Here is a 24,653-nt window from a genome sequence, read left to right on the forward strand (position 1 = left end):
CAATTTTCAACTCAGGTAGGATCAGGGCACTCGTAAAAAATATAAAACAGAGGTTCCAGGATGGCGAACACCCCCTACCCCCAGTCGTATTACGCCGCTTCCGCAAATGCAGTTCCGCCACGCCCAATGTTGCAAGGCGACGTCGAAACCGATGTGTGCGTGATTGGCGCCGGCTATACCGGCCTATCCAGCGCGCTGTTTCTGCTGGAGAACGGTTTTCGCGTGACGGTACTGGAAGCCGCCAAGGTGGGTTTTGGTGCGTCGGGCCGCAATGGTGGACAGATCGTCAACAGCTACAGCCGTGACATTGATGTGATCGAGCGCAGCGTCGGCCCGCAACAGGCGCAGTTGCTGGGGCAGATGGCGTTCGAGGGTGGCAGGATCATTCGCGAGCGTGTGGCCAAATACCAGATCCAGTGCGACCTGAAGGACGGCGGCGTGTTCGCGGCACTCAACAGCAAGCACATGGGCCATCTGGAGTCGCAGAAGCGCTTGTGGGAGCGCTACGGCCATACACAGCTGGAGTTGCTGGATGAGCGCCGCATTCGCGAGGTCGTGGCCTGTGACAACTATGTCGGCGGACTGCTGGACATGAGTGGCGGCCATATCCACCCACTCAACCTGGCACTCGGTGAAGCCGCCGCCGTGGAGTCTCTGGGCGGGACGATCTACGAACAATCGGCGGCGGTGCGCATCGAGCGTGGCGCCAACCCGGTGATCCATACGGCAGAAGGTAAAGTCAGGGCCAAGTTCATCATCGTCGCGGGCAATGCCTACCTGGGCAACCTGGTGCCGGAGCTGGCGGCCAAGTCGATGCCCTGTGGCACCCAGGTGATCACGACGGCGCCACTCGGGGATGAGCTGGCCAGGACACTCCTGCCGCAGGATTACTGCGTAGAGGACTGCAACTACCTGCTCGACTACTATCGCCTCACCAGTGACAAGCGCCTGATCTTCGGCGGCGGCGTGGTGTATGGCGCGCGCGACCCGGCGAACATCGAAGCAATCATCCGCCCGAAGATGCTCAAGGCCTTCCCGCAACTCAAGGATGTGAAGATCGACTACGCCTGGACCGGCAACTTCCTGCTGACCCTGTCGCGCTTGCCGCAGGTTGGTCGCCTGGGCGACAACATCTACTACTCACAAGGCTGCAGCGGCCATGGCGTGACGTACACCCACCTGGCGGGCAAGGTGCTGGCGGAAGCGCTGAGAGGCCAGGCAGAGCGCTTCGATGCGTTTGCCGACCTGCCGCACTACCCATTCCCGGGCGGGCAACTGTTGCGCACACCGTTTGCGGCACTGGGAGCTTGGTACTACGGGCTGCGGGATAAGCTGGGCTTCTGACAAATCAATGGGGGCCGGTTCGCCGGCTCCCGCAAAAAAATTGCCAAATTGCAGACACAAAAAACCCCGGTCTTTCGACCAGGGTCTTTGCTATCGGATCAAAGTAGCCAGTGGCTTTCTTTGTGCTTCAAGGCGTTCAGCGGGCCTTGAGGCAGATATGGCGCAGCGGACGGGACTCGAACCCGCGACCCCCGGCGTGACAGGCCGGTATTCTAACCGACTGAACTACCGCTGCGTATCGCTTGACCGGCTGAGCAAACCGCCTCAACCGTCTTTGAACATCTGATTGATCAGCTTGGCTGTTCAACCTCAAGCCCGATAAATCGAACCTGGAAAATATGGCGCAGCGGACGGGACTCGAACCCGCGACCCCCGGCGTGACAGGCCGGTATTCTAACCGACTGAACTACCGCTGCGCGTCGGTGCAACCTTTAACGTTGCGTCCTGCCCGAAGGCAAAACTCTCAAGAAGTGGTGGGTGATGACGGGATCGAACCGCCGACCCTCTGCTTGTAAGGCAGATGCTCTCCCAGCTGAGCTAATCACCCTTTGCTTCGTTGAGGCCGCGAAATTTACGCAGATAGCGGACCTAAGTCAATAGCCTGCTTGAAGTTTTTCTGAAAAAGACAAAATGGCTTCAAGACGGCTACCCGCCCTACTCGCTGTAAATCATCTTCTTGCTCATGCCACCGTCCACCACAAACTCTTGCCCGGTGACAAACCCGGCCTGGCGCGACAGCAACCACGCCACCATCGCTGCCACGTCCTCTACCGTACCCACCCTGCCCGCCGGATGCTGGGCATGATCGGCATCGGTCAAAGGCTCGGCACGCCGCGCAGCTGGATCACGGGCATCAATCCAGCCAGGACTGACCGCATTCACCCGCACTTCCGGCCCGAGGCTGATCGCCAAGGCGTGAGTAAGGGCCAACAGGCCACCCTTGCTCGCCGCATAAGCCTCGGTATCCGGCTCCGACTGACGAGCCCGGGTCGACGCCAGGTTGACGATGGCGCCGCCGTGGGCACGCAGGTAAGGCGCACAGTGCTTGGCCAGCAACATCGGCCCACTGAGGTTAACGGCCAGCACGCGATTCCAGTAAGCCAGGTCAAGGCTTTCCAGGGTGATGTTGTGCGGGTCGGCCACCGCAGCGTTACAGACCAACGCGTCCAGGCGACCGAATTGCCCCAGGACTTCGGCGACCCCCTGGGCCACCTGTTTCTCGTCAGCCACGTCCATGGTGATAAACCAGGCGTTTTCGCCCAGCACCTTGGACACCTTGGAACCGCGCTCGCGGTCGAGGTCGGTCAAGACCACCTGCCAGCCTTCGCTGATCAGCCACGCCGCAATCCCGAGACCAATACCCCGCGCCGCGCCCGTCACCAGGGCGACGCGCCCATTACTGGCCGCCGCGGCCTCCAGGGACCACTCGATCACAAGGCAGCCAGCCCGCGAGCCAGGTCAGCCTGCAGATCCGTGACATCTTCCAGGCCGACCGCGATGCGGATCAGGCTGTCCCGGATACCGGCCGCCTCACGCTCCTGCGGCGCCAGGCGTCCGTGGGACGTGGTGCTCGGATGGGTAATGGTGGTCTTGCTGTCGCCCAGGTTGGCCGTGATGGAGATCAGGCGCGTCGCATCGATAAAGCGCCAGGCGCCCTCTTTGCCGCCCTTCACTTCGAAACTTACCACGGCGCCGAAACCACGTTGCTGGCGCTGGGCCAACGCGTGCTGCGGGTGGCTCTTGAGGCCGGCGTAATGCACTTTTTCGATACCGTCCTGCTGCTCCAGCCACTCGGCCAGGGCCTGGGCGTTGGCGCAATGGGCCTTCATGCGCAGGCTGAGGGTTTCCAGGCCCTTGAGGAAGATCCAGGCGTTGAACGGGCTCAGGGTCGGGCCGGCGGTGCGCAGGAAGCCCACCACCTCCTTCATCTGCTCGCTGCGACCGGCAACCACGCCGCCCATGCAACGGCCCTGGCCATCGATAAACTTGGTGGCCGAGTGCACCACAATGTCCGCGCCCAGCTTCAGCGGCTGCTGCAAGGCAGGCGTGCAGAAACAGTTGTCGACCACCAGCATCGCGCCTTTGGCGTGAGCCACTTCGGACAACGCGGCGATATCCACCAACTCGGCCAACGGATTGGACGGCGACTCGACGAACAGCAGCTTGGTGTTGGACTTGATTGCCGCACCCCACCTGGACAGATCCGCCAAGGGCACGTAGTCCACTTCGATACCGAAGCGCTTGAAATACTTCTCGAACAGGCTGATGGTCGAACCGAACACGCTGCGCGACACCAGCACGTGGTCGCCGGCACTGCACAGGCTCATCACCACCGCCAGGATCGCCGCCATGCCGGTGGCCGTTGCCACCGCCTGCTCTGCGCCTTCCAGGGCCGCAATACGCTCTTCGAACGCGCGCACAGTCGGGTTGGTGTAGCGGGAATAAACGTTACCCGGCACTTCGCCAGCAAAGCGCGCCGCGGCGTCGGCCGCTGTGCGGAACACGTAGCTGGAGGTGAAGAACATCGGGTCACCGTGCTCACCTTCCGGGGTACGGTGCTGGCCGGCGCGCACAGCCAGGGTATCGAAAGCTACGCCATCGAGGTCGCTGTCCAAGCGACCGGCATCCCATTCCTGACTCATGCTGCGACTCCTTACTCAATTCTTTATTTAAGATACAAAACCGGCCCCTCAGGGCCGGTGTCTACTCAGTTGTTGTACAGATCGATGATCGCGCTGACCGCCTGGGTCTTGATCTTCGACGAGTCGTTACGCGCCTGCTCGATCTTGTTCAGGTAGGCCTCGTCGACGTCACCGGTCACGTACTTGCCGTCGAACACGGCGCAGTCGAACTGCTCGATCTTGATCTTGCCACCGCCGACCGCTTCGATCAGGTCCGGCAGGTCCTGGTAGATCAGCCAATCGGCGCCGATCAGGTCGGCCACGTCCTGGGTCGTGCGGTTGTGGGCGATCAGTTCGTGGGCGCTCGGCATGTCGATACCGTACACGTTCGGGTAACGCACGGCAGGCGCTGCGGAACAGAAGTACACGTTCTTCGCACCGGCCTCACGGGCCATCTGGATGATTTGCTTGCAGGTGGTGCCGCGTACGATGGAGTCGTCCACCAGCATCACGTTCTTGCCGCGAAATTCCAGTTCGATGGCGTTGAGCTTCTGGCGCACCGACTTCTTGCGGGCCGCCTGGCCCGGCATGATGAAGGTGCGACCGATGTAACGGTTCTTCACGAAGCCTTCGCGGAACTTGACGCCCAGGTGGTTGGCCAATTCCAGCGCAGCAGTACGGCTGGTGTCCGGGATCGGGATCACCACGTCGATGTCGTGCTCGGGACGCTCGCGCAGGATCTTGTCGGCCAGCTTCTCGCCCATGCGCAGGCGCGCCTTGTACACCGACACACCATCGATGATCGAATCCGGACGCGCCAGGTAGACGTGTTCGAAGATGCACGGGGTGAGTTTCGGCGCGACAGCGCACTGACGGGTGTGCAGTTTGCCGTCTTCGGTGATGTACACCGCTTCGCCCGGCGCGAGGTCGCGGATCAGAGTGAAGCCCAGCACGTCCAGGGACACGCTTTCGGACGCGATCATGTACTCGACGCCTTCGTCGGTGTGACGCTGGCCGAACACGATCGGACGAATACCGTGGGGGTCACGGAAGCCGACGATGCCGTAGCCGGTGATCATCGCAACGACGGCATAACCGCCGACGCAACGGTTATGCACGTCGATCACGGCGGCGAACACATCTTCTTCGGTCGGCTGCAGCTTGCCGCGCTGGGCCAGCTCGTGGGCGAACACGTTGAGCAGCACTTCCGAGTCTGAGCTGGTGTTGACGTGGCGCAGGTCAGATTCGTAAATCTCCTTGGCCAGTTGCTCAACGTTGGTCAGGTTACCGTTATGCGCCAGGGTAATGCCGTAAGGCGAGTTGACGTAGAACGGCTGAGCTTCGGCCGACGTCGAGCTACCGGCGGTCGGGTAACGCACATGGCCAATGCCCATGTGCCCGACGAGGCGCTGCATGTGACGCTGATGGAACACGTCACGTACCAGGCCATTGTCCTTGCGCAGGAATAACCGGCCGTCGTGGCTGGTCACAATACCGGCAGCGTCCTGGCCGCGGTGCTGGAGGACGGTTAGCGCGTCATACAGCGCCTGATTGACGTTCGACTTACCGACGATACCGACGATGCCACACATGCGACGCAACCCCTACTTAATGAATCTTGACTGAACACAACTTACTGCGGCGTTTTGGCCGGCAAGAGGTGTTCCTTGAACGGAAGATCAGCGGGTACGCTGATTCCGCTGGCCAGCCACTGACTGCTCCACCCCAATATGAGGTTCTTGGACCAATCTGCAACCAATAGAAATTTTGGCACGAGTACCGACTCCTGCCACCACGAATCCTGCTGTACCGGCCCCAGGCTCAACAGCCCGACCGCCACGACCACCAGCAACGCACCACGCGCGGCACCGAAGGCCATGCCGAGAAATCGATCGGTCCCGGAGAGGCCGGTGACACGTATCAACTCGCCAATAAGATAATTGACCATTGCCCCCACCAGCAGCGTGGCGATGAACATGATGGCGCAGCCCGCGATGACGCGAGCCGAAGGTGTCTCGATGTATCCGGCCAGGTAGACCGACAACGAACCGCCGAACATCCAGGCTACGACTCCTGCGATGATCCAGGTCAGCAACGACAGTGCTTCTTTTACGAAGCCGCGGCTTAGACTGATCAAAGCGGAGATGGCGACGATTGCAACGATCGCCCAGTCAACCCAGGTAAATGGCACGTTTGAGCCTACGGACGGATAAGGCGGCGCATTTTAGCAGAGCGTCGGGCTGTCGGTAAGCTGTGATTGCGGCTGCTTTGCAAATCAATAGATTGTGGCGGGCCGATCACATTTCAACCTCACCACATTTGATTGGACTTCAGGTTTAAACCGATGCGGGCTCAGCCGCGCTCAGGCTGGAAGCGGGTCACGAAGCCTTTCAGGTTCTGCTGACGGTCCAGCAAATCCCGCAGCCGGTCGGCCTCGGCGCGCTCGATCAGCGGCCCGATAAACACCCGGTTCTTGCCGTCGGCGCTACGGATGTAGGCGTTGTAGCCCTGGGCACGCAGCTTCTTCTGCAAGGCGTCGGCGCCTTCACGATTGCCCAGGCTGGCCACCTGGATCGACCAACTGATCGGCAAGCCGTTCGGGTCGATACGGCTCTGCCCCACATCCGGCTTGCCCGGCGCAGCAGGCTGTGGCGCTACAGGTTTGGGCGCAGGCGCAGGTGTCGCCGGCTTGGCGGCGACCGTCGGAGCAGGTGTCGGCTTGACCACCGGCACGCTTGGCTGCACCGGCATCGACGGCGCCTGCTGCGCGGCCACCTCATCATCGGTCGGCACCGGTTCTTCTTCCGGCAACGCCTGCGGTTCAGGCACCACCACCGGCTCCACCTGCACTTGGGGCACTGCCGGTGCCTGGGGCGCAGCCGGAGCCTCGACGACCACCTGGCGCTGCTCGTCCTGGCGGGAAAACAGCATCGGCAGGAAAATCACCGCCAATGCCACCAGCACCAGGGCTCCAACCATTCGCTGCTTGTATGCGCTATCCAGTAATGCCATCTGCAGCTTCCTCCGTGGAGCGCCGGGCCAACCACTCAAGCGCCTCGGCAACACAATAAAATGATCCGAACAACAGAATTTCGTCCTCGGCCGTCGCCACCGCGCACTGAGCCTCCAGGGCGGCAGTCACGCTTGCATACGACGCCACGGGCGCACCAAGGTTCTGTAACGCGATCTCAAGCTCATGGGCCGGACGGCTGCGGGGCGTATCCAGCGGCGCTACCGCCCAAGCCTGGACGCTGTCAAGCAACGGCACAACTACGCCCTCCAGGTCCTTATCGGCGAGCAAACCGAATACAGCCAGGCGACGCCCCACCGGCGGCGTGCGTGCCAGGCGCTTGGCCAGGTATTGCGCTGCATGGGGGTTATGCCCCACATCCAGCAACAGGTTCAGGCGCTTGCCGTGCCAGTCGAACACCCGGCGATCCAGGCGCCCGACCACGCGGGTCGCCAGCAACGTCGCAGCAATCTGCTCAGCCTGCCAAGGCAGGTCCAGCAACAGATAGGCTTGCAGCGCGAGTGCGGCGTTCTCCATCGGCAGGTTCAGCAAGGGCAGATCACGCAGCTCCACAGCCTGCCCATGGGCATCCCGGCCGCGCCACTGCCAGTGCCGGTCACCGATTTCAAGATTGAATTCGCGGCCACGCAGGAAGAATGGGCAGCCCAGCTCACGCACCTTGTCCAGCAAGGGCTGCGGCGGATCCAGGTCACCGCACAGCGCAGGCTTGCCCGGGCGGAAAATCCCGGCCTTCTCATAGGCCACGGACTCGCGGGTATCCCCCAGGTAGTCGGCATGGTCCACGCCAATACTGGTGACCAGCGCCAGGTCGGCATCCACCACGTTGACGGTGTCCAGGCGCCCCCCCAGGCCCACTTCCAACACGACCACATCCAGCTGCGCACGCTCGAACAGCCAGAACGCCGCCAGGGTGCCCATTTCGAAGTAAGTCAGGGAAATCTCACCGCGCCCGGCATCGAGTGCGGCGAAGGCTTCGCAGAGTTGCTCATCGCTGGCTTCGACGCCATTGAGTTGCACCCGCTCGTTGTAACGCAGCAAGTGCGGCGAGCTGTACACGCCGACTTTCAGCCCCTGGGCCTGCAGCAGCGCGGCAACAAAGGCACAGGTAGAACCCTTGCCGTTGGTGCCGGTCACCGTGATCACACGCGGCGCCGGCCGGCCCAACCCAAGGCGGGCCGCTACCTGTTGCGAGCGCTCCAGGCCCATGTCGATGGCGGACGGATGCAACTGCTCGAGGTAGGCGAGCCATTCGCCCAGGGTACGTTGGGTCATAGGTTCGCAGGCACCGGCGGCACAACGATCGGCTCGACTTTAGGCGCGACGTAAACAGGTGTCGGCAGGCCCATCATCTGCGCCAGCAGGCTACCCAGGCGTGGACGCAGCTCACCGCGCGGAATGATCAGGTCGATTGCGCCGTGCTCCAGCAGGAACTCGCTGCGCTGGAAGCCTTCCGGCAGTTTTTCGCGCACGGTCTGCTCGATCACGCGCGGGCCGGCAAAGCCGATCAGGGCTTTTGGCTCACCGACAATCACGTCGCCCAGCATCGCCAGGCTGGCGGAAACACCGCCGTAGACCGGGTCGGTCAGCACGGAGATGAACGGAATGCCTTCTTCGCGCAGACGCGCCAGCACCGCAGAGGTCTTGGCCATTTGCATCAGGGAGATCAACGCTTCCTGCATCCGCGCACCACCGGAGGCGGCGAAGCAGATCATCGGGCAACGGTTTTCCAGGGCGTAGTTGGCCGCGCGCACGAAGCGCTCGCCGACGATGGCCCCCATGGAGCCGCCCATGAAGGAGAACTCGAACGCCGACACCACCACCGGCATGCCCAGCAGCTTGCCGCTGACGGAAATCAGCGCGTCCTTCTCACCGGTCTGCTTTTGCGCAGCGGTCAGGCGGTCCTTGTACTTCTTGCCGTCGCGGAACTTCAGACGGTCGACCGGCTCCAGGTCGGCGCCCAGCTCGTTACGGCCGTCGGCGTCGAGGAAGATATCGATGCGGGCGCGGGCGCCGATACGCATGTGGTGGTTGCACTTGGGGCAAACATCCAGGGTCTTTTCCAGCTCGGGGCGGTACAGCACCGCGTCGCAGGATGGGCACTTGTGCCACAGACCTTCAGGAACCGAGCTTTTCTTCACCTCGGAACGCATGATCGAAGGGATCAGTTTGTCTACTAACCAGTTGCTCATGCTTTCTTTCTCCAGTACCGGTGGCTTGAACACAGCCCCGCGTATGCCCTTGAGCTAAATTCATATGTGGCGATGACGCAGGCTGGACGGGGTCAGACGTTCGACCTGCCATTTCCAGCCTGCATCCTCAGCCTTCCAGACAGCCTGCCTGCGCAGGTTGCCACTTCATTTCCGGGCCGCCCTCAGGCGGCGCCGGGCTGTTTTACACAGTGGTAGTTATGGACGGCGGCAGACTGCCAGCCGTCACATCCCGCCACAGCTGTTGCGCACCGCGTGCATGAATGCGCGAATCCTGTCGTGATCCTTGATGCCCTTGCCTTGCTCTACCCCACCGCTGACATCCACGGCATACGGCCGGACCTGTTGAATCGCCGCACCGACATTCGCTGGGTTGAGCCCCCCGGCCAGGATGATCGGCTTGCTCAATCCTTCGGGGATCAGCGACCAATCGAACGCTTCACCGGTACCACCGGGTACGCCTTCGACATACGTGTCCAGCAGAACGCCACGCGCGCCGGAATAGGCCGCGCAGGCCCTCGCTATATCGTCACCCGCCTTGACCCGCAACGCCTTGATATACGGGCGTTGGTAGCTTTCACATTCATCCGGGGTTTCGTCGCCGTGAAATTGCAGCATATCCAGCTGCACGGCATCCAGGGTTTCGTTGAGTTCGCAGCGGCTGGCGTTGACGAACAAGCCCACGGTGGTCACGAACGGCGGCAGCGCCGCAATGATCGCCCGCGCCTGCAACACATTCACCGCCCGCGGGCTTCTGGCATAAAACACCAGGCCAATGGCATCCGCCCCCGCCTCGACTGCCGCCAGCGCGTCTTCTATGCGGGTAATCCCGCAAATCTTGCTGCGAACGGCAGGCATGTCGTAGAAACCTCAGGGGTTGGACCGATAAAGTCCCGGATGGTAACAAAAGCTTTTCCGGGCGTCAGCCGCCAAGTTCACTGAACCCTGTGAGGAAGTGTGGCCCGATGAAACGCTGCGGCAGCTCGAACTCGTCGCGGTACTCCACGTCCACCAGATACAGGCCAAACGGATGCGCCGTGACGCCGCCCGTGCGGCGAATGCGGCTTTCCAGCACTTCCCTGGCCCATTCCACCGGGCGCTCGCCGGTGCCGATGGTCATCAATACGCCCGCAATGTTACGCACCATATGGTGCAGGAAGGCGCCGGCGCGGATGTCCAGCACGATCATCTTGCCGTGGCGAGTCACCCGCAGGTGGTGGACTTCCTTGATCGGCGACTTGGCCTGGCACTGGCCGGCACGAAACGCACTGAAATCATGCACCCCTACCAGATGCTGCGCAGCCTCGGCCATGCGTTCGGCATCCAGCGGACGGTGGTTCCAGGTGATTTCTTCGTTGAGGTGCGCGGGACGGATCTGGTCGTTGTAGATCACATAGCGATAACGCCGGGCAATCGCCTTGAAGCGCGCATGAAAGTGCGCAGGCATGACCTTGGCCCAACTGACGCTGACGTCATGGGGCAAATTGATATTGGCGCCCATCACCCAGGCCTTCATCGTGCGTTCGGCCTGGGTATCGAAGTGCACCACCTGGCCGCAGGCATGCACACCGGCATCGGTACGCCCGGCACACATCAACGACACCGGGGAGTCAGCCACTTTCGACAGCGCCTTCTCCAGGGTTTCCTGCACCGTCAGCACGCCTGACGCCTGGCGCTGCCAGCCGCGATAGCGCGAGCCTTTGTATTCCACGCCGAGGGCGATGCGGTAAAAGCCAGCGGCCGCCATTTCGGCGGCCGGGTTATCTATATTTGCCAAGAACTGAGAGCCTGATGAGTTGCGCGAAGGCGGCCATTATAAATGCGCCAGCTGCGTGGCGTGCGCTTTTGTTGGGGATTGACCTTCCCACACCGCACCTGCATCAACCTTCAGATTTTGCCGAGCATTTCCTTGGCCTCGCCGCGCTGCGCCTCATCACCTTCGGTGAGCACTTCAGAGAGAATGTCCCGCGCGCCGTCGGCATCCCCCATGTCGATATAGGCCTGGGCGAGGTCTAGCTTGGTGGCGACTTCATTCGTACCGGACAGGAAATCGAACTCCGGTTCATCATCGCCCAGCGCCGCGTCCTCAGCGGTAAAGGAAGGTTCGATGGGCGGACTTTCCAGGCTCTGGGACAGGCGATCCAGCTCGGCGTTGACATCGTCCAGCTCCGAAGCGAAGGCATCAGGCTTGGCCGCTGCGTCTGGTTCGTCCGCCAGGGACAGGTCGAAATCCTCCGGCAAATCGAAGTCATCCAGCGCGGACGGGGTCAGCGTCGGCGGCTCGACTGCCGACGCATCCTTCATCTGATCCTCAAGACCGGAAAGGAAGTCGTCGTCGGATTGCTCGGACGCCGGGTCATTGAGTTGCAGGTCCAGGTCGAAGTCCGACAGGTCTTCCTCGCCGGCCTTGGGCGCCGATTGCTGCTCCAGGAGCGCTGCAAACGTCTGCTCGTCGTCCAGGCTGGCTGGCGAAGCCGCCTCCAGCTCATCCAGGCTCAGGTCGAAATCGGTGTCGAGTGCATTGGGCTCGGCGGCCGGGGCAGCCGGTTTGTCTTCCAGCAGGTCCTTGACGTACTGAGCGTCAAGGGCCGCGGCGGCAACCGCGGCACTGACGCCCGCCGCCAATACCGCCATCGCAGGAAAGCGCGACTTGAGCTGCTCGACCTGGGCATGGTTTTCACCATTGGCCACCAGTTGACGCTCCTGGGTCACGAAACCGTCCTTGTCGCTTTGCAGGCCGTAGACCTCCATCAGCTTCAACCGCAGGTCGCTGCGCTTGGGCTCGTGCTTGATCGCTTGCTCCAGCACATCGGCGGCCTGGTTCAGATGACCACGGTCGATATGGGACTGGGCTTGCGCCAGGGCATCGTTGGCGTTTTGCGGGGCCACGGCAGCGGCCAGCGGCGCGAGCACGGAGGCAACCGTCGGAACCGCTACCGCCGGCGCAACCACTGGAGCAGGTGCCGGAGCGGCTGCCAGCTTGACGTTCGGCGGCGGCACTTCGAGGCCTTCGAAACTGTCCGACGGCAGGTCCTGTTCGATGCTTGAGGTAAATTCCGGCTCTTCAGCCAGCGCCCGCGCCATGCGCAAGTGCTTTTCCTCTTCACGGCGGGCGTTGCGATGGCGCGCCCACAACAGCAGGAGCAGCAACACCACCAGGCCAGCCGCACCGCCGATCACACCGAGGACAACCGGATTGGTCAGCAGATCATTGAACTTGCCTTCCGTGGTGTCAGGTGCCGTGGCCGGCGTAGCTGCCTCAGGTGCCGGCGCCGCCGGGGTTGGCGTTGGCGCGGCGGCCTGTGCAGCGGGTGCGGCCGGCGTGGCGGCCGGGTCGCTTGCCAGCTGTGCGGGCATCGCTGCCGTCGCCGCTACGGCCGGGGCACCTTTGTCTGCCTGCAAACGGGCCAGTTGATCGTTTTTCAGTTGAATCAACTTTTGCAGTTTATCCAACTGGCTTTGCAGATCTGCCGCACGGCTCTTGAGTTCTTCGTTATCGCGGCGGGTGGTGTCCAGTTGCTCCTGGGTCATCGCCAGCTTGTCACTCAAGACCTGGCTGTCACCGGCCTTGCCCTTGCCGCCCTTCCTGGCTGCTTCAGCCGAGACCAGGCTCAGGTTGTCCTGGGTATTGGTGGTCGACGGCGCATTGCCGGCCTGGGCACGCTTGGTGGCGTCCAGTTGCTGCTTACCGGCCGCCTGATTGGTCGCCCCGCGCCGACCCTGGCGCCAGGCGGCATTTTGTACCCTCACTTCGGCGATTGCCTGAGGCTGCGGCAACGCCGTGCTTTGTACGGTGTCCGGCAGGCGCAGCACCTGGCCGGTTTTCAGGCGGTTGATATTGCCGTCGATAAAGGCGTCGGGATTGAGTGCCTGAATGGCCAGCATGGTCTGCTGCACCGAGCCGCCATTGCGGTGCTTCTGCGCAATTTCCCACAGGGTGTCGCGGGACGTGGTGGTGTGCTGGGCCGGCTTGCTCACAGCGGGCGCACTGCGGGCGGGCGTTCCCACGCGCGGTGCAGGTGCTGCGGGGGTCGAAGCCGACTGGTCGAACTTGGCAGGGTCGAGCAACACGCTGTAGTCGCGCATCAAGCGGCCATTGGGCCATTGCACCTGCAGCAGGAAACGTACGTAGGAATCCGGCAGCGGCTTGCTGGAGGTGACGCGCACCACGCTGCGACCGCTGGGATTGATGACCGGGGTAAACGTCAGGTCATCGAGAAACGCCTGGCGATCGACGCCCGCGTCCACGAACGCCTGGGATGAGGCCAGGCTCGGGGTGATCTCGGACGCCGTGAGGCCACCGACATCGAGCAATTCGATTTCCACCGACAACGGCTGGTTCAACTTCGACTTGAGGGTCATTTCCCCCAACTGGAGCGCCTGCGCCATACCGGAGGACAGCGCCGAGGCGGCCGCTATTGCTAACACCAGTTTGCGAACTTGAACCATAGCCTCATCCTTTGTTTGAACACTCCCCGGCCTGCGAGAAGGTTGGTAACCGCTTGCCATAAGGCATGGCGAGCCGATAGGTCACCGACGCGCAATTGTTCCTGCTTGGGGCCAAGCATAGCGCCTGGTTAGAATCAATCTACAAATTGCCGCCAAGTATCTTTTACGCAAGGCGTTTTATCAACAACTGCGCCAGTTGCACGGCGTTAAGGGCGGCGCCCTTGCGTACGTTATCTGACGTCAGCCACAGATTTAGTTCAGCCGCGTCATCCACTCCCGCGCGCACCCGGCCTACATAGACCACATCCTGGCCCACTGCGTCGCCCACGGCTGTAGGGTAATCCCCCTCTTCTACCAGCTCGATACCCGGCGCGGCCTCCAATGCGCGGTTGACGGCGGCAAGATCGACCGCCGCACCCAATTGCAATGACACAGTCAGGCTATCGCCAAAAAACACCGGGGCTTGAACGCAAGTTGCGGAAATCTTTAGCAAAGGTAATTCCAGGACTGCGCGCAGTTCGTGAACCAGGCGCTTTTCCAGGGTGGTATGCCCTTGGGCGTCTGGCGTGCCGACTTGTGCCAACAGGTTGAAGGCCATTTGCCGGTCAAAGAACTTAGGTTCCAGAGGGCGCACATTCAGGAGCTCGGCGGTCTGACGTGCCAATTCGCTGACGGCTTCGCGGCCCTGGGCAGACACTGCCAGGCTGGCAGTGACGGCGACACGCTGGATGTCCAGCAAGCCGCGCAACGGCGCCAGCACCACCGCCAGGTTGGTGGCCGACGGGCTCGGGCTGCCGAGCTGGAACGGTTTTTCCAGGCCGTCGAGGACGTGGGCATTGGCTTCCGGCACCACCTGGGGCGCCTGCTCGGCGGGCAAGGCTCCCGACAAGTCGATCACCGAGCAACCCGCCGCCGTGGCTCGCGGCGCGAAGCTCAGGGTGACTTCCGGGCCTGCGGCGAAGAAGGCCAGTTGCACCTTGCTGAAATCGAATTCGTCGACCTCCTTGACCCGTACGTTCTTGCCGCGAAACGGTACCGAGGCGCCAGCAGAGTTACTGCCCGCCAGCAGGTACAGGGTGCCCACCGGGAATTCCAGCTCTTCGAGAATCTGCACCAGGGTTTCACCAACGGTGCCGGTGGCACCGATCACGGCAATTTCAAAGGTCTGGGTCATGGGGGCTGCCTCGGGCATTGCGGGGGGGAGCGGCACTTTACCGGGTGGCCGGGAGCGAGGCAATTAACCTGGGTCTGGTGAAGTGGCTGATGGCCCTATCGGGGGCAAGCCCCCTCCCACATTCAACCGAGTTCCAACCTTGAAATGCTGTTCACTGTGGGGAGGGGCTTGCCCTCGATAGCGCCCGAAAGAACAATAAAAAACCCGCGCCTGTCACCAGAACGCGGGTTTCTATTATTGCTTCAAGCGATCAACGCTCCAGCAAGATCCGCAACATGCGACGCAACGGCTCGGCCGCGCCCCACAGCAGTTGGTCGCCGACGGTGAATGCGCCCAGGTACTGGGTGCCCATGTTCAGCTTGCGCAGACGGCCCACCGGTACATTCAGGGTGCCGGTGACCTTGGTCGGGCTCAGTTCCTGCATGCTGATGTCGCGGTTGTTCGGCACCAGCTTGACCCAGGGGTTGTGCTGGCTGATCAGCCCTTCGATATCGGCGATCGGCACGTCTTTGTTCAGCTTGATGGTCAGCGCCTGGCTGTGGCAGCGCATGGCGCCGATGCGCACGCAGATGCCATCCACCGGGATCGGGCTCTTGAACCGGCCGAGGATCTTGTTGGTCTCGGCCTGGGCCTTCCACTCTTCGCGGCTCTGGCCGTTCGGCAGCTCTTTGTCGATCCACGGGATCAGGCTGCCGGCCAATGGCACACCGAAGTTCTCGGTCGGGTAGGCATCGCTGCGCATGGCTTCGGCCACACGGCGGTCGATGTCGAGGATCGCGCTGGCCGGGTCGGCCAGTTGATCGGCGACGGCGGCGTGGGTCGCGCCCATCTGCTTGATCAACTCACGCATGTTCTGCGCGCCGGCGCCGGACGCCGCCTGGTAGGTCATGGCGCTCATCCACTCGACCAGGCCGGCTTCGAACAGACCGCCCAGGCCCATCAGCATCAGACTGACGGTGCAGTTGCCGCCCACATAATTCTTGGTGCCGGCATCCAGTTGCTGGTCGATGACCTTGCGGTTGACCGGGTCGAGGATGATCACGGCGTCGTCCTGCATGCGCAGGCTCGAGGCGGCGTCGATCCAGTAACCCTGCCAGCCGGCTTCACGCAGCTTGGGGAAGACTTCGCTGGTGTAGTCGCCACCCTGGCAGGTGAGGATCACGTCGAGGGTCTTCAGCTCTTCAATGCTGTAGGCGTCCTTGAGCGGGGCAATATCCTTGCCCACGGACGGCCCTTGGCCACCTACGTTCGAAGTGGTGAAAAACACCGGCTCAATAAGATCGAAATCCTGCTCTTCCAGCATCCGCTGCATGAGCACGGAACCGACCATACCGCGCCAACCGATCAGACCTACACGTTTCATCGCAACTACACCTTGTTAAAAAGTGGGCCGCCTTGCAGCAACAACTGCAAGCGGGCCCGAGAGATTACAGATTCCGCAGCGCGGCGACTACTGCGTCGCCCATTTCCTGCGTACCCACCTTGGTGCAACCCTGCGACCAGATGTCGCCGGTGCGCAAGCCCTGGTCCAGCACCAGGCTCACGGCCTTCTCGATCGCATCCGCGGCGTCGCTCAGGTTGAAGCTGTAACGCAGCATCATCGAGACCGACAGGATGGTCGCCAGCGGGTTGGCAATGCCCTGGCCCGCGATGTCCGGCGCCGAGCCGTGGCAAGGCTCGTACATGCCCTTGTTATTGGTGTCCAGGGACGCCGACGGCAGCATGCCGATGGAACCGGTGAGCATCGAGGCCTGGTCGGACAGGATGTCGCCGAACAGGTTGTCGGTGACGATCACATCGAACTGCTTCGGCGCACGGACCAATTGCATGGCGGCGTTGTCGACGTACATGTGGCTCAGTTCGACGTCCGGGTAATCCTTGGCCACTTCTTCGACGATTTCGCGCCACAGCTGGCTGGAGGCCAGGACGTTGGCCTTGTCCACCGAGCAGACCTTCTTGCCGCGTACACGGGCCATGTCGAAACCGACGCGGGCGATACGGCGGATTTCGCTCTCGCTGTACGGCAGGGTGTCGTAGGCCTGGCGCTCGCCATTCTCCAGCTCGCGCACGCCCCGTGGCGAGCCAAAGTAGATACCGCCGGTCAGTTCACGCACGATCAGGATGTCCAGGCCCGCCACCACTTCCGGCTTCAGGCTCGACGCATCGGCCAGTTGCGGGTAGAGGATCGCCGGGCGCAGGTTGCCGAACAGGCCAAGTTGCGCGCGGATTTTCAGCAGGCCGCGCTCAGGGCGGATATCACGCTCGATCTTGTCCCACTTCGGGCCACCCACGGCGCCCAGCAGCACGGCATCGGCGGCGCGGGCGCGGTCCAGGGTTTCGTCGGCCAGGGGCACGCCGTGCTTGTCGATGGCAGCGCCGCCGATCACGTCGTGGCTCAATTCGAAGCCCAGGCTGTACTTGCTGTTGGCAAGCTCCAGGACCTTGACCGCTTCGGCCATGATTTCCGGACCAATACCGTCGCCAGGGAGAATCAGAATCTGCTTGCTCATGGGTTCCTCATTTCATCGAGCGACCTGCCCGTGGGCAGGTCGGGAAAATTAATCAGCGTTCGGCCCAGACCACCAGCACGTCGGTGCTGAAGGTGCCGTCGGCCTGAATCTCGTAGTAATCGCGCACTTCCTGGCCCATCGCCTGCTGCAGCTCCAGGATCGCGGCGCGCAACACTTGCGGTGTGCGCATGCGTTCGACCCACGAGGTGTATTCCAGGCGCAGGCGCTGGCGGCTGCTGTTGCGTACGTGCAAACCGGCTTCGCTGAGCTGGCGCATCCATTCGGCGGCGGAGTAGTCACGCACGTGGCTGGTGTCGCGCAGCACTTCGACGGTTTGCAGGTAAGTGTCCAGCAACGGGCTGCCCGGTGACAAGACATCGACAAACGCCGCCACGCCGCCCGGCTTGAGCACGCGGCGCACTTCGCGCAGGGCCACGCCGAGGTCGCTCCAATGGTGCGCCGAATAACGGCTGAACACGAAGTCGAATTCGCCATCGGCAAACGGCAGGCGCTCGGCGGCGCCGTTTACGGTGCTGATATTGGTGAGACCGCGATCTTGCGCAGCGGCGGCCACCACATCGAGCATCTGCTGGGACAGATCGTAGGCCACCACTTCCTTGACCAATGGCGCCACATGGAAACTCACATGACCGGCACCGCAGCCCAGGTCCAGCAGTCGTGCACCGCCCTGCCCGGCCAGTTCGGCCTGGAGCAGCGCGAATTCGGTGCCTTGGGCGTGCACGGCACTGCTCAGGTAGGCAGACGCCTGTTCGCCGAATTGTTTTTGCACGACTTGGGTGTGGGCGGTGCTGGTCATGGTGGCATCCTTCAAGGGTTGTGTTGCTGGTACCGGCCTACATCAATTTACGCGTCACGAAACAACCAGGGCTGGCTCACCCGGTGCCTGGCTTCGAACGCGGCAATCGCATCGCCGTCCTGCAAGGTCAGGCCGATATCGTCCAGGCCGTTGATCAGGCAGTGCTTGCGGAAGGCGTCCACCTCAAAGTGGTACACCTTGCCGTCCGGACGGGTCACGGTTTGCGCAGCCAGGTCGATGGTCAGCTGGTAGCCCACATCGGCTTCCACTTGCTTGAACAGTTCGTCGACTTCTTCGTCGGTCAAGATGATCGGCAACAGGCCGTTCTTGAAGCTGTTGTTGAAGAAGATGTCGGCATAGCTCGGCGCGATGATGCTGCGAAAGCCATATTCTTCCAGGGCCCACGGCGCGTGCTCGCGACTGGAGCCGCAACCGAAGTTTTCCCGGGCCAGCAACACGCTGGCGCCCTGGTAGCGCTCGGCGTTGAGCACGAAGTCTTTGTTCAGCGGGCGCTTGGAGTTGTCCTGGTAGGCGTAGCCCACGTCCAGGTAGCGCCATTCGTCGAACAGGTTGGGGCCGAAACCGGTGCGTTTGATGGACTTCAAGAACTGCTTGGGGATGATCTGGTCGGTGTCGACGTTGGCACGGTCCAACGGCGCGACCAAACCGGTGTGTTGGGTAAAAGCTCTCATCGGGTTTTCCTCAGATCAATTCGCGAACGTCGATGAAACGACCGTTGACGGCAGCGGCGGCGGCCATGGCGGGGCTGACCAGGTGGGTACGGCCACCGGCGCCCTGACGCCCTTCGAAGTTACGGTTGGAGGTCGACGCGCAATGCTCGCCCGACTCCAGGCGGTCCGGGTTCATCGCCAGGCACATCGAGCAGCCCGGCTCACGCCACTCGAAACCGGCTTCGAGGAAGATCTTGTCCAGGCCTTCGGCTTCAGCCTGGGCTTTAACCAGGCCCGAGCCTGGCACCACGATGGCCTGCTTGATGGTCGAAGCGACTTTGCGGCCCTTGGCGATAACCGCCGCAGCGCGCAGGTCTTCGATCCGCGAGTTGGTGCAGGAGCCGATAAACACGCGATCCAACTGTATGTCGGTGATCGCCTGGTTGGCCTTCAAGCCCATGTACTTCAAGGCGCGCTCGATGGAACCGCGCTTGACCAGGTCGGCTTCCTGCGCCGGGTCCGGCACGTTCTGGTCGACGGCCAGGACCATTTCCGGCGAAGTGCCCCAGCTGACCTGCGGCTTGATCTGGGCAGCATCGAGTTCAACCACGGTGTCGAACACCGCATCGGCGTCTGACACCAGGTCTTTCCAGGCTTCAACCGCGGCGTCCCAATCGGCGCCTTGCGGAGCAAATGGGCGCCCCTTCACGTATTCAACGGTTTTCTCGTCCGCCGCCACCATGCCCACGCGAGCACCGGCTTCGATGGACATGTTGCAAATGGTCATGCGGCCTTCGATGGACAGGTCGCGAATGGCGCTGCCGGCAAACTCGATGGCATGGCCGTTACCGCCGGCGGTGCCGATCTTGCCGATCACGGCGAGCACGATGTCCTTGGCGGTCACGCCGAACGGCAAGGTGCCTTCGACACGCACCAGCATGTTCTTCATTTTCTTGGCGACCAGGCACTGGGTGGCGAACACATGCTCCACCTCCGAGGTGCCGATGCCGTGGGCCAGGGCGCCAAACGCACCGTGGGTGGAGGTGTGGGAGTCGCCGCAGACCACGGTCATGCCCGGCAAGGTGGCGCCCTGCTCCGGGCCGATCACGTGGACGATCCCTTGACGCACGTCATTCATCTTGAATTCGGTGATGCCATATTCGTCGCAGTAGTCGTCGAGAGTCTGGACCTGCAAACGCGACACGGTGTCGACAATGGCATCGATCCCGCCCTTGCGCTCCGGGGTGGTCGGCACGTTGTGGTCCGGGGTGGCGATGATCGAGTCGACGCGCCAGGGCTTGCGCCCGGCCAGCCGCAGGCCTTCGAACGCTTGGGGCGAGGTCACTTCATGGATGATGTGACGGTCGATATAGATCAGCGACGAGCCATCGTCGCGCCGTTTCACTTCATGGGAATCCCAAAGCTTGTCGTAAAGCGTTTTGCCGGCCATCAGTCGGTCCTCATCAGCGGTGTTTCTATGCGCCGGGCTTTTCAATAACCCTTTGGCTTGTGAGGCTGATGGTATGGCGCTACATTAAATAACTCAAATTCATATTTTTTATGCTTTGGATTACCAACTGGAATACACCCATGGACCTGGCCAACCTCAATGCCTTTATTGCCATCGCCGAGACCGGCAGCTTCTCAGGTGCCGGTGAACGCCTGCACCTGACCCAACCGGCCATCAGCAAGCGCATCGCCGGCCTGGAACAGCAATTGAAGGTGCGACTGTTCGATCGCCTGGGCCGTGAAGTCGGCCTGACCGAAGCCGGCCGGGCCTTGCTGCCGCGCGCTTATCAGATTCTCAACGTGCTGGACGACACCCGCCGCGCCCTCACCAACCTCACCGGAGAAGTCAGCGGCCGCCTCACTTTGGCCACCAGCCACCACATCGGCCTGCATCGTTTGCCTCCGATCCTGCGTACCTTCACCCGGGAATACCCGAATGTGGCGCTGGATATTCAGTTTCTCGATTCGGAAGTGGCCTACGAAGAAATCCTCCACGGCCGCGCCGAAGTGGCAGTGATCACCCTGGCGCCCGCCCCCCATCACCTGGTACGCGCCACCCCGGTGTGGGACGACCCGCTGGATTTCGTGGTGGCGCCGGAGCACAGCCTCACCGGCAACCGCGACGTCAGCCTGGCCGATATTGCCGGCCACCCGGCGGTTTTCCCTGGCGGTAATACCTTTACCCACCATATTGTCAGCCGACTGTTCGAGGCCCAGGGCCTTACCCCGAACATCGCGATGAGTACTAACTACCTGGAAACCATCAAGATGATGGTCTCCATCGGCCTGGCCTGGAGCGTCTTGCCGCGCACCATGCTCGATGATCAGGTGGCGAGTATCGCTTTGCCGGGCATACAACTCAGTCGCCAGCTAGGCTATATCGTGCACACCGAAAGGACGCTGTCGAACGCTGCGCGGGCGTTCATGAGCCTGTTGGATGCACAGGTGGATCTGCCAGTGATACCGGTATGACGCCGTGCGGCCCCAGGTTGTGAATAAAACCGCGCTGTTTGCCCATCGAGCCAAGGCCCTTTGATAATGCGCAACCCTGTCGACCCTCTGCCTCCCCTGCCCCGTATCTACGCCCTGGACCCCCAGCAGGCGGAACAAAGCTGGGACAGCGCCCCGCAACTGCTGGCAGCCCTTAATGCTGCCCGGCTGGGCGCGTGGTGCTGGGAAATCGACACGGGCCGTATCAGCTGGTCACGGGGCACCCAGGCGCTGTTCGGCTTCGACCCGCGCCAACCACTGCCCAAGGACCTGGACTACCTCGACCTGCTGGCGCCCTCGGATCGATCCCGGGTGGTGCGAGCCTTTCATGCGGTGCTGGCCGGTGAGCCTTTCGAGCAGGCCATGCACCATCACATCCAATGGCCGGACGGCACTCATCACTGGCTGGAGATCAATGGCAGCCTGGCACCGGACAAGGCCGGTCGGCGCCGCATGATCGGCGTGATCCGCGAAACCACTCGCCAGCGCGAGCGGGAGCACGCCCTCAGCCATTCCGAAAAACGCTTCGCCACGCTGTTTCACCTGTGCCCGAACATGGTGCTGTTGACCCGCCAGTCCGACGGACTGATCAGCGAAGCCAACCAGTATTTCGAGATGCTCTTCGGCTGGCCGGTGGCCGATGCCATCGGCCGCACCACCCTGGACCTGGGCCTGTGGAGGCACCCCGAACAACGTGCGCAGCTGGTCCTGGCCACCCAGCGCAAGGGTGAACCCATCACCATGGAAGTGCAGTTCTGCGCCAGCAAAGGCCAGATCCACGATGGCACCCTCAGTGCACAAAAGGTCGAACTGGAGGGCGAGGCTTATTTGCTCAGCACCTTTCTCGACACCACCGAGCGCAAAAACGCCGAAAATGCCCTCAAGGACAGCCAGGAGCGCCTGGACCTGGCCCTGGACTCGGCGCAACTGGGCACCTGGGACTGGCATATCCCCACCGGCATGCTCTACGGCTCGGCCCGCGCCGCTCAACTGCACGGCCTGCCACCCGAGCCCTTCCATGAATCCTTCGAGGCGTTTTTCGAGGGCATGCCCAGGCAAGAGCGCGAGAACATGCGCAACGCTTATCGCACCCTGCGCGAAGGCCCGGCCGGCAATTACCAACTCACTTACCGCGTGCCAGTGGAAGACGGCAGCTCGCGCTACCTGGAAAGCCGCGCCCGCCTCTACCGCGACGAGCAAGGGGCGCCGCTGCGCATGGCCGGCACCCTGCTGGACATCACCGACCAGGTGGAACGCGAACAACGCCTGACCGCCTCCGAAGAAAAGTTCGCCAGCCTGTTCCAGGCCAGCCCCGATCCCATCTGCGTCACCTGCCTGGACAGTGGCGGGTTCATCGAGATCAACCCCGCCTTCACCCAGACGTTTGGCTGGACGGCGGCCGAGGTGATCGACAAGAGCGCCGAGCAGATCGGCCTGTGGGACGAGTCAAGCAAGCGCCTGCAGCGTATCGAACAGGTGATTCGCGACCAGGCGTTGAGCAATGTGGCCATCGTGGTGCACCACAAGAACGGCCAAACCCTGACCTGCATGATTTCCAGCCGGCTGATCAAGGTGGGCGACCAGCCGTGCATCGTCACCACCTTGCGCGACATCACCCAGCAACAACGCTCGGAGGCCGCGCTGAAGGCCAGCGAGGAAAAATTCGCCAAGGCCTTCCATTCCAGCCCCGACGCCATCTCCATCACCGAGCGCGACACCGGCCGTTATGTGGAGGTCAACGATGGCTTCTGCCGCCTCACCGGCTACCGTGCCGAAGAAGCCATCGGCCTGACGCTGTACCAGATCGGCATCTGGGCCGATGAAAACCAGCGTTCCGCCTTGTTGGCCGAATTGCAGATCAAAGGGCGCATCCCTCACCTGGAAATGCTCTGGCACAACAAGCGCGGCGACGTATTGGCGGTAGAAGTCTCGGTCGAGCCGATCACCCTCAATGAAACCCCGTGCCTGCTGCTGACCGCGCGGGACGTGAGCCTGCTGAAAAACGCCCAGGCGCAGATCCGTCACCTGGCCTATCACGACCCGCTGACCAACCTGCCCAACCGCGCGCTGCTGATGGATCGCCTGAGCCAACAGATCGCCTTGCTCAAGCGCCATAACCTGCGCGGTGCCCTGCTGTTTCTCGACCTCGACCATTTCAAGCACATCAACGATTCCCTCGGCCACCCGGTGGGCGACACCGTGCTGAAAATCGTCACCGCGCGCCTGGAAGCCAGCGTGCGCATGGAGGACACGGTGGCGCGCCTGGGCGGCGATGAGTTCGTGGTACTGCTCAGCGGCCTGGATGGTACGCGCACTCAAGTCAGCACCCAGGTGCAGGAACTGGCCGATACCCTGCGCGAATTGCTTTCGGAGCCGATGTTCCTCGATGGCCATCGCCTGCAGGTCACGCCAAGCATCGGCGTGGCGTTGATTCCCGACCATGGCACCACCCCGGCGGACCTGCTCAAGCGCGCCGACATCGCCCTGTACCGGGCCAAGGATTCGGGGCGCAACACCACGCAGATGTTCCACAACAGCATGCAAAAGGCCGCCAGCGAGCGCCTGCGCATGGAAACCGACCTGCGCCTGGCCCTGTCGCGCGGCGAGTTCAGCGTGCATTACCAGCCCCAGGTGGATGCGCGCGGCAACAAGATCGTCGGCGCCGAGGCCCTGGTGCGTTGGCAGCATCCGCAGTTGGGCGCGCAGTCGCCGTCCGAATTCATCAAGGTCCTGGAAGACAGCGGCCTGATCCTCGAAGTGGGTACCTGGATCCTCGATGAGGCCTGCGCCGCCTTTGCGCAGCTGATTGCCGAAGGCTTGGTGGACCCGTTGAATTTCAGCCTGTGCGTGAACATCAGCCCCCGGCAGTTTCGCCAGAACGACTTTGTCGAACGGGTGGAGCGCAGCCTCAAGCGGCATCAACTGCCCTGCAACCTGCTGAAACTGGAAATCACCGAAGGCATCGTGATTCAGAACCTGGACGACACCGTGGCGAAGATGCGCCGCCTGAAAAAGCTCGGTGTCAGTTTTGCCATGGATGACTTCGGTACCGGCTACTCATCGCTGACGTACCTCAAGCGCCTGCCGGTGGATGCACTGAAGATCGACCAGTCCTTCGTACGCGACGCGACCCATGACCCCAACGACGCCGAAATCATCCGCGCCATCGTGGCCATGGCCCGCAGCCTGAACCTGACAGTGATTGCCGAAGGCGTGGAAACCCCGGAACAACTGGCATTCCTGCAAAAGCTGGGCTGCCATTTGTTCCAGGGGTATTTGCACAGTCGGCCACTGCCGATCGAAGGATTTCGGCGGTTGTTGGGCTAGCCC

19 protein-coding genes and 3 tRNA genes are annotated in these 24,653 nt (G+C 62.4%); 3 read left to right on the forward strand and 19 right to left on the reverse strand.

Annotated elements, in window-relative coordinates:
- The first annotated feature begins 60 nt into the window (after positions 1-60).
- Positions 61-1,344: an NAD(P)/FAD-dependent oxidoreductase gene (locus tag BLW22_RS19585; protein WP_074847317.1), complete on the forward strand. Its 1,284-nt coding sequence runs from the start codon at positions 61-63 to the stop codon at positions 1,342-1,344.
- A gap of 158 nt (positions 1,345-1,502) precedes the next feature.
- On the opposite strand, the gene BLW22_RS19590 is transcribed toward BLW22_RS19585, so the two are convergent.
- The 19 genes from BLW22_RS19590 to leuC form a co-directional block, all read right to left on the reverse strand.
- Positions 1,503-1,579 (reverse strand) — tRNA-Asp (locus tag BLW22_RS19590).
- Positions 1,580-1,683: 104 nt separating this feature from the next.
- Positions 1,684-1,760: transfer RNA gene (locus BLW22_RS19595), tRNA-Asp, on the reverse strand.
- 55 nt (positions 1,761-1,815) lie between these two features.
- Positions 1,816-1,891, reverse strand: a tRNA-Val gene (locus BLW22_RS19600).
- A 107-nt stretch (positions 1,892-1,998) separates the two neighbouring features.
- Complete coding sequence (locus BLW22_RS19605; protein ID WP_027604081.1) at positions 1,999-2,763, reverse strand: SDR family oxidoreductase; 765 nt, start codon at positions 2,761-2,763, stop codon at positions 1,999-2,001.
- An 11-nt stretch (positions 2,764-2,774) separates the two neighbouring features.
- A complete protein-coding gene (locus BLW22_RS19610; protein ID WP_074847318.1) occupies positions 2,775-3,986 on the reverse strand; it encodes an O-succinylhomoserine sulfhydrylase in 1,212 nt (403 codons plus the stop codon).
- A gap of 65 nt (positions 3,987-4,051) precedes the next feature.
- Entirely contained in the window at positions 4,052-5,557 is a 1,506-nt protein-coding gene (purF, locus tag BLW22_RS19615) for an amidophosphoribosyltransferase (RefSeq protein WP_027604079.1), read from the reverse strand.
- Between the two features lie 41 nt (positions 5,558-5,598).
- The gene (locus tag BLW22_RS19620) at positions 5,599-6,156 is read right to left on the reverse strand and encodes a CvpA family protein (RefSeq protein WP_003192538.1); all 558 of its coding nucleotides are present in this window, start codon (positions 6,154-6,156) and stop codon (positions 5,599-5,601) included.
- 161 nt (positions 6,157-6,317) lie between these two features.
- Positions 6,318-6,977, reverse strand: coding sequence for an SPOR domain-containing protein (locus tag BLW22_RS19625; RefSeq protein ID WP_065927245.1), 660 nt, complete (start codon positions 6,975-6,977; stop codon positions 6,318-6,320).
- Positions 6,961-8,268 carry a bifunctional tetrahydrofolate synthase/dihydrofolate synthase gene (folC, locus tag BLW22_RS19630; protein WP_074847319.1) on the reverse strand — a complete coding sequence of 436 codons (1,308 nt, stop codon included), beginning with the start codon at positions 8,266-8,268 and terminating at the stop codon, positions 6,961-6,963. The genes BLW22_RS19625 and folC overlap by 17 nt, the downstream gene beginning before the upstream one ends.
- A complete protein-coding gene (gene accD, locus BLW22_RS19635) occupies positions 8,265-9,185 on the reverse strand; it encodes an acetyl-CoA carboxylase, carboxyltransferase subunit beta (RefSeq protein WP_027604076.1) in 921 nt (306 codons plus the stop codon). Before accD ends, folC begins: the two co-directional genes overlap by 4 nt.
- Positions 9,186-9,428: 243 nt before the next feature.
- On the reverse strand, positions 9,429-10,061 hold the full coding sequence (locus BLW22_RS19640; RefSeq protein ID WP_074847320.1) for a phosphoribosylanthranilate isomerase: 633 nt from the start codon (positions 10,059-10,061) through the stop codon (positions 9,429-9,431).
- 64 nt (positions 10,062-10,125) lie between these two features.
- On the reverse strand, positions 10,126-10,950 hold the full coding sequence (gene truA, locus BLW22_RS19645; RefSeq protein ID WP_027604074.1) for a tRNA pseudouridine(38-40) synthase TruA: 825 nt from the start codon (positions 10,948-10,950) through the stop codon (positions 10,126-10,128).
- A 140-nt stretch (positions 10,951-11,090) separates the two neighbouring features.
- On the reverse strand, positions 11,091-13,652 hold the full coding sequence (locus BLW22_RS19650; RefSeq protein WP_074847321.1) for a motility hub landmark protein FimV: 2,562 nt from the start codon (positions 13,650-13,652) through the stop codon (positions 11,091-11,093).
- A gap of 163 nt (positions 13,653-13,815) precedes the next feature.
- Positions 13,816-14,826, reverse strand: a complete 1,011-nt coding sequence (locus tag BLW22_RS19655) for an aspartate-semialdehyde dehydrogenase (RefSeq protein ID WP_065947094.1) — start codon at positions 14,824-14,826, stop codon at positions 13,816-13,818.
- Positions 14,827-15,076: 250 nt separating this feature from the next.
- On the reverse strand, positions 15,077-16,189 hold the full coding sequence (gene asd / locus BLW22_RS19660; protein WP_027604071.1) for an aspartate-semialdehyde dehydrogenase: 1,113 nt from the start codon (positions 16,187-16,189) through the stop codon (positions 15,077-15,079).
- Between the two features lie 64 nt (positions 16,190-16,253).
- The gene (leuB, locus tag BLW22_RS19665) at positions 16,254-17,336 is read right to left on the reverse strand and encodes a 3-isopropylmalate dehydrogenase (RefSeq protein ID WP_017530190.1); all 1,083 of its coding nucleotides are present in this window, start codon (positions 17,334-17,336) and stop codon (positions 16,254-16,256) included.
- A gap of 52 nt (positions 17,337-17,388) precedes the next feature.
- A complete protein-coding gene (locus BLW22_RS19670; RefSeq protein WP_074847322.1) occupies positions 17,389-18,153 on the reverse strand; it encodes a class I SAM-dependent methyltransferase in 765 nt (254 codons plus the stop codon).
- Positions 18,154-18,200: 47 nt separating this feature from the next.
- A complete protein-coding gene (gene leuD / locus BLW22_RS19675; RefSeq protein WP_065925092.1) occupies positions 18,201-18,845 on the reverse strand; it encodes a 3-isopropylmalate dehydratase small subunit in 645 nt (214 codons plus the stop codon).
- A 10-nt stretch (positions 18,846-18,855) separates the two neighbouring features.
- Entirely contained in the window at positions 18,856-20,274 is a 1,419-nt protein-coding gene (gene leuC, locus BLW22_RS19680) for a 3-isopropylmalate dehydratase large subunit (protein ID WP_027604068.1), read from the reverse strand.
- Between the two features lie 140 nt (positions 20,275-20,414).
- Between leuC and BLW22_RS19685 the strand changes: the two genes are divergently transcribed.
- Positions 20,415-21,305 (forward strand): LysR family transcriptional regulator, encoded by an 891-nt coding sequence (locus BLW22_RS19685; protein ID WP_065925091.1) that lies wholly within the window; start codon positions 20,415-20,417, stop codon positions 21,303-21,305.
- Between the two features lie 66 nt (positions 21,306-21,371).
- Positions 21,372-24,650: an EAL domain-containing protein gene (locus tag BLW22_RS19690; RefSeq protein WP_074847323.1), complete on the forward strand. Its 3,279-nt coding sequence runs from the start codon at positions 21,372-21,374 to the stop codon at positions 24,648-24,650.
- Positions 24,651-24,653 lie beyond the last annotated feature (3 nt).

Source organism: Pseudomonas marginalis, assembly GCF_900105325.1.
Lineage (GTDB): Bacteria > Pseudomonadota > Gammaproteobacteria > Pseudomonadales > Pseudomonadaceae > Aquipseudomonas > Aquipseudomonas marginalis.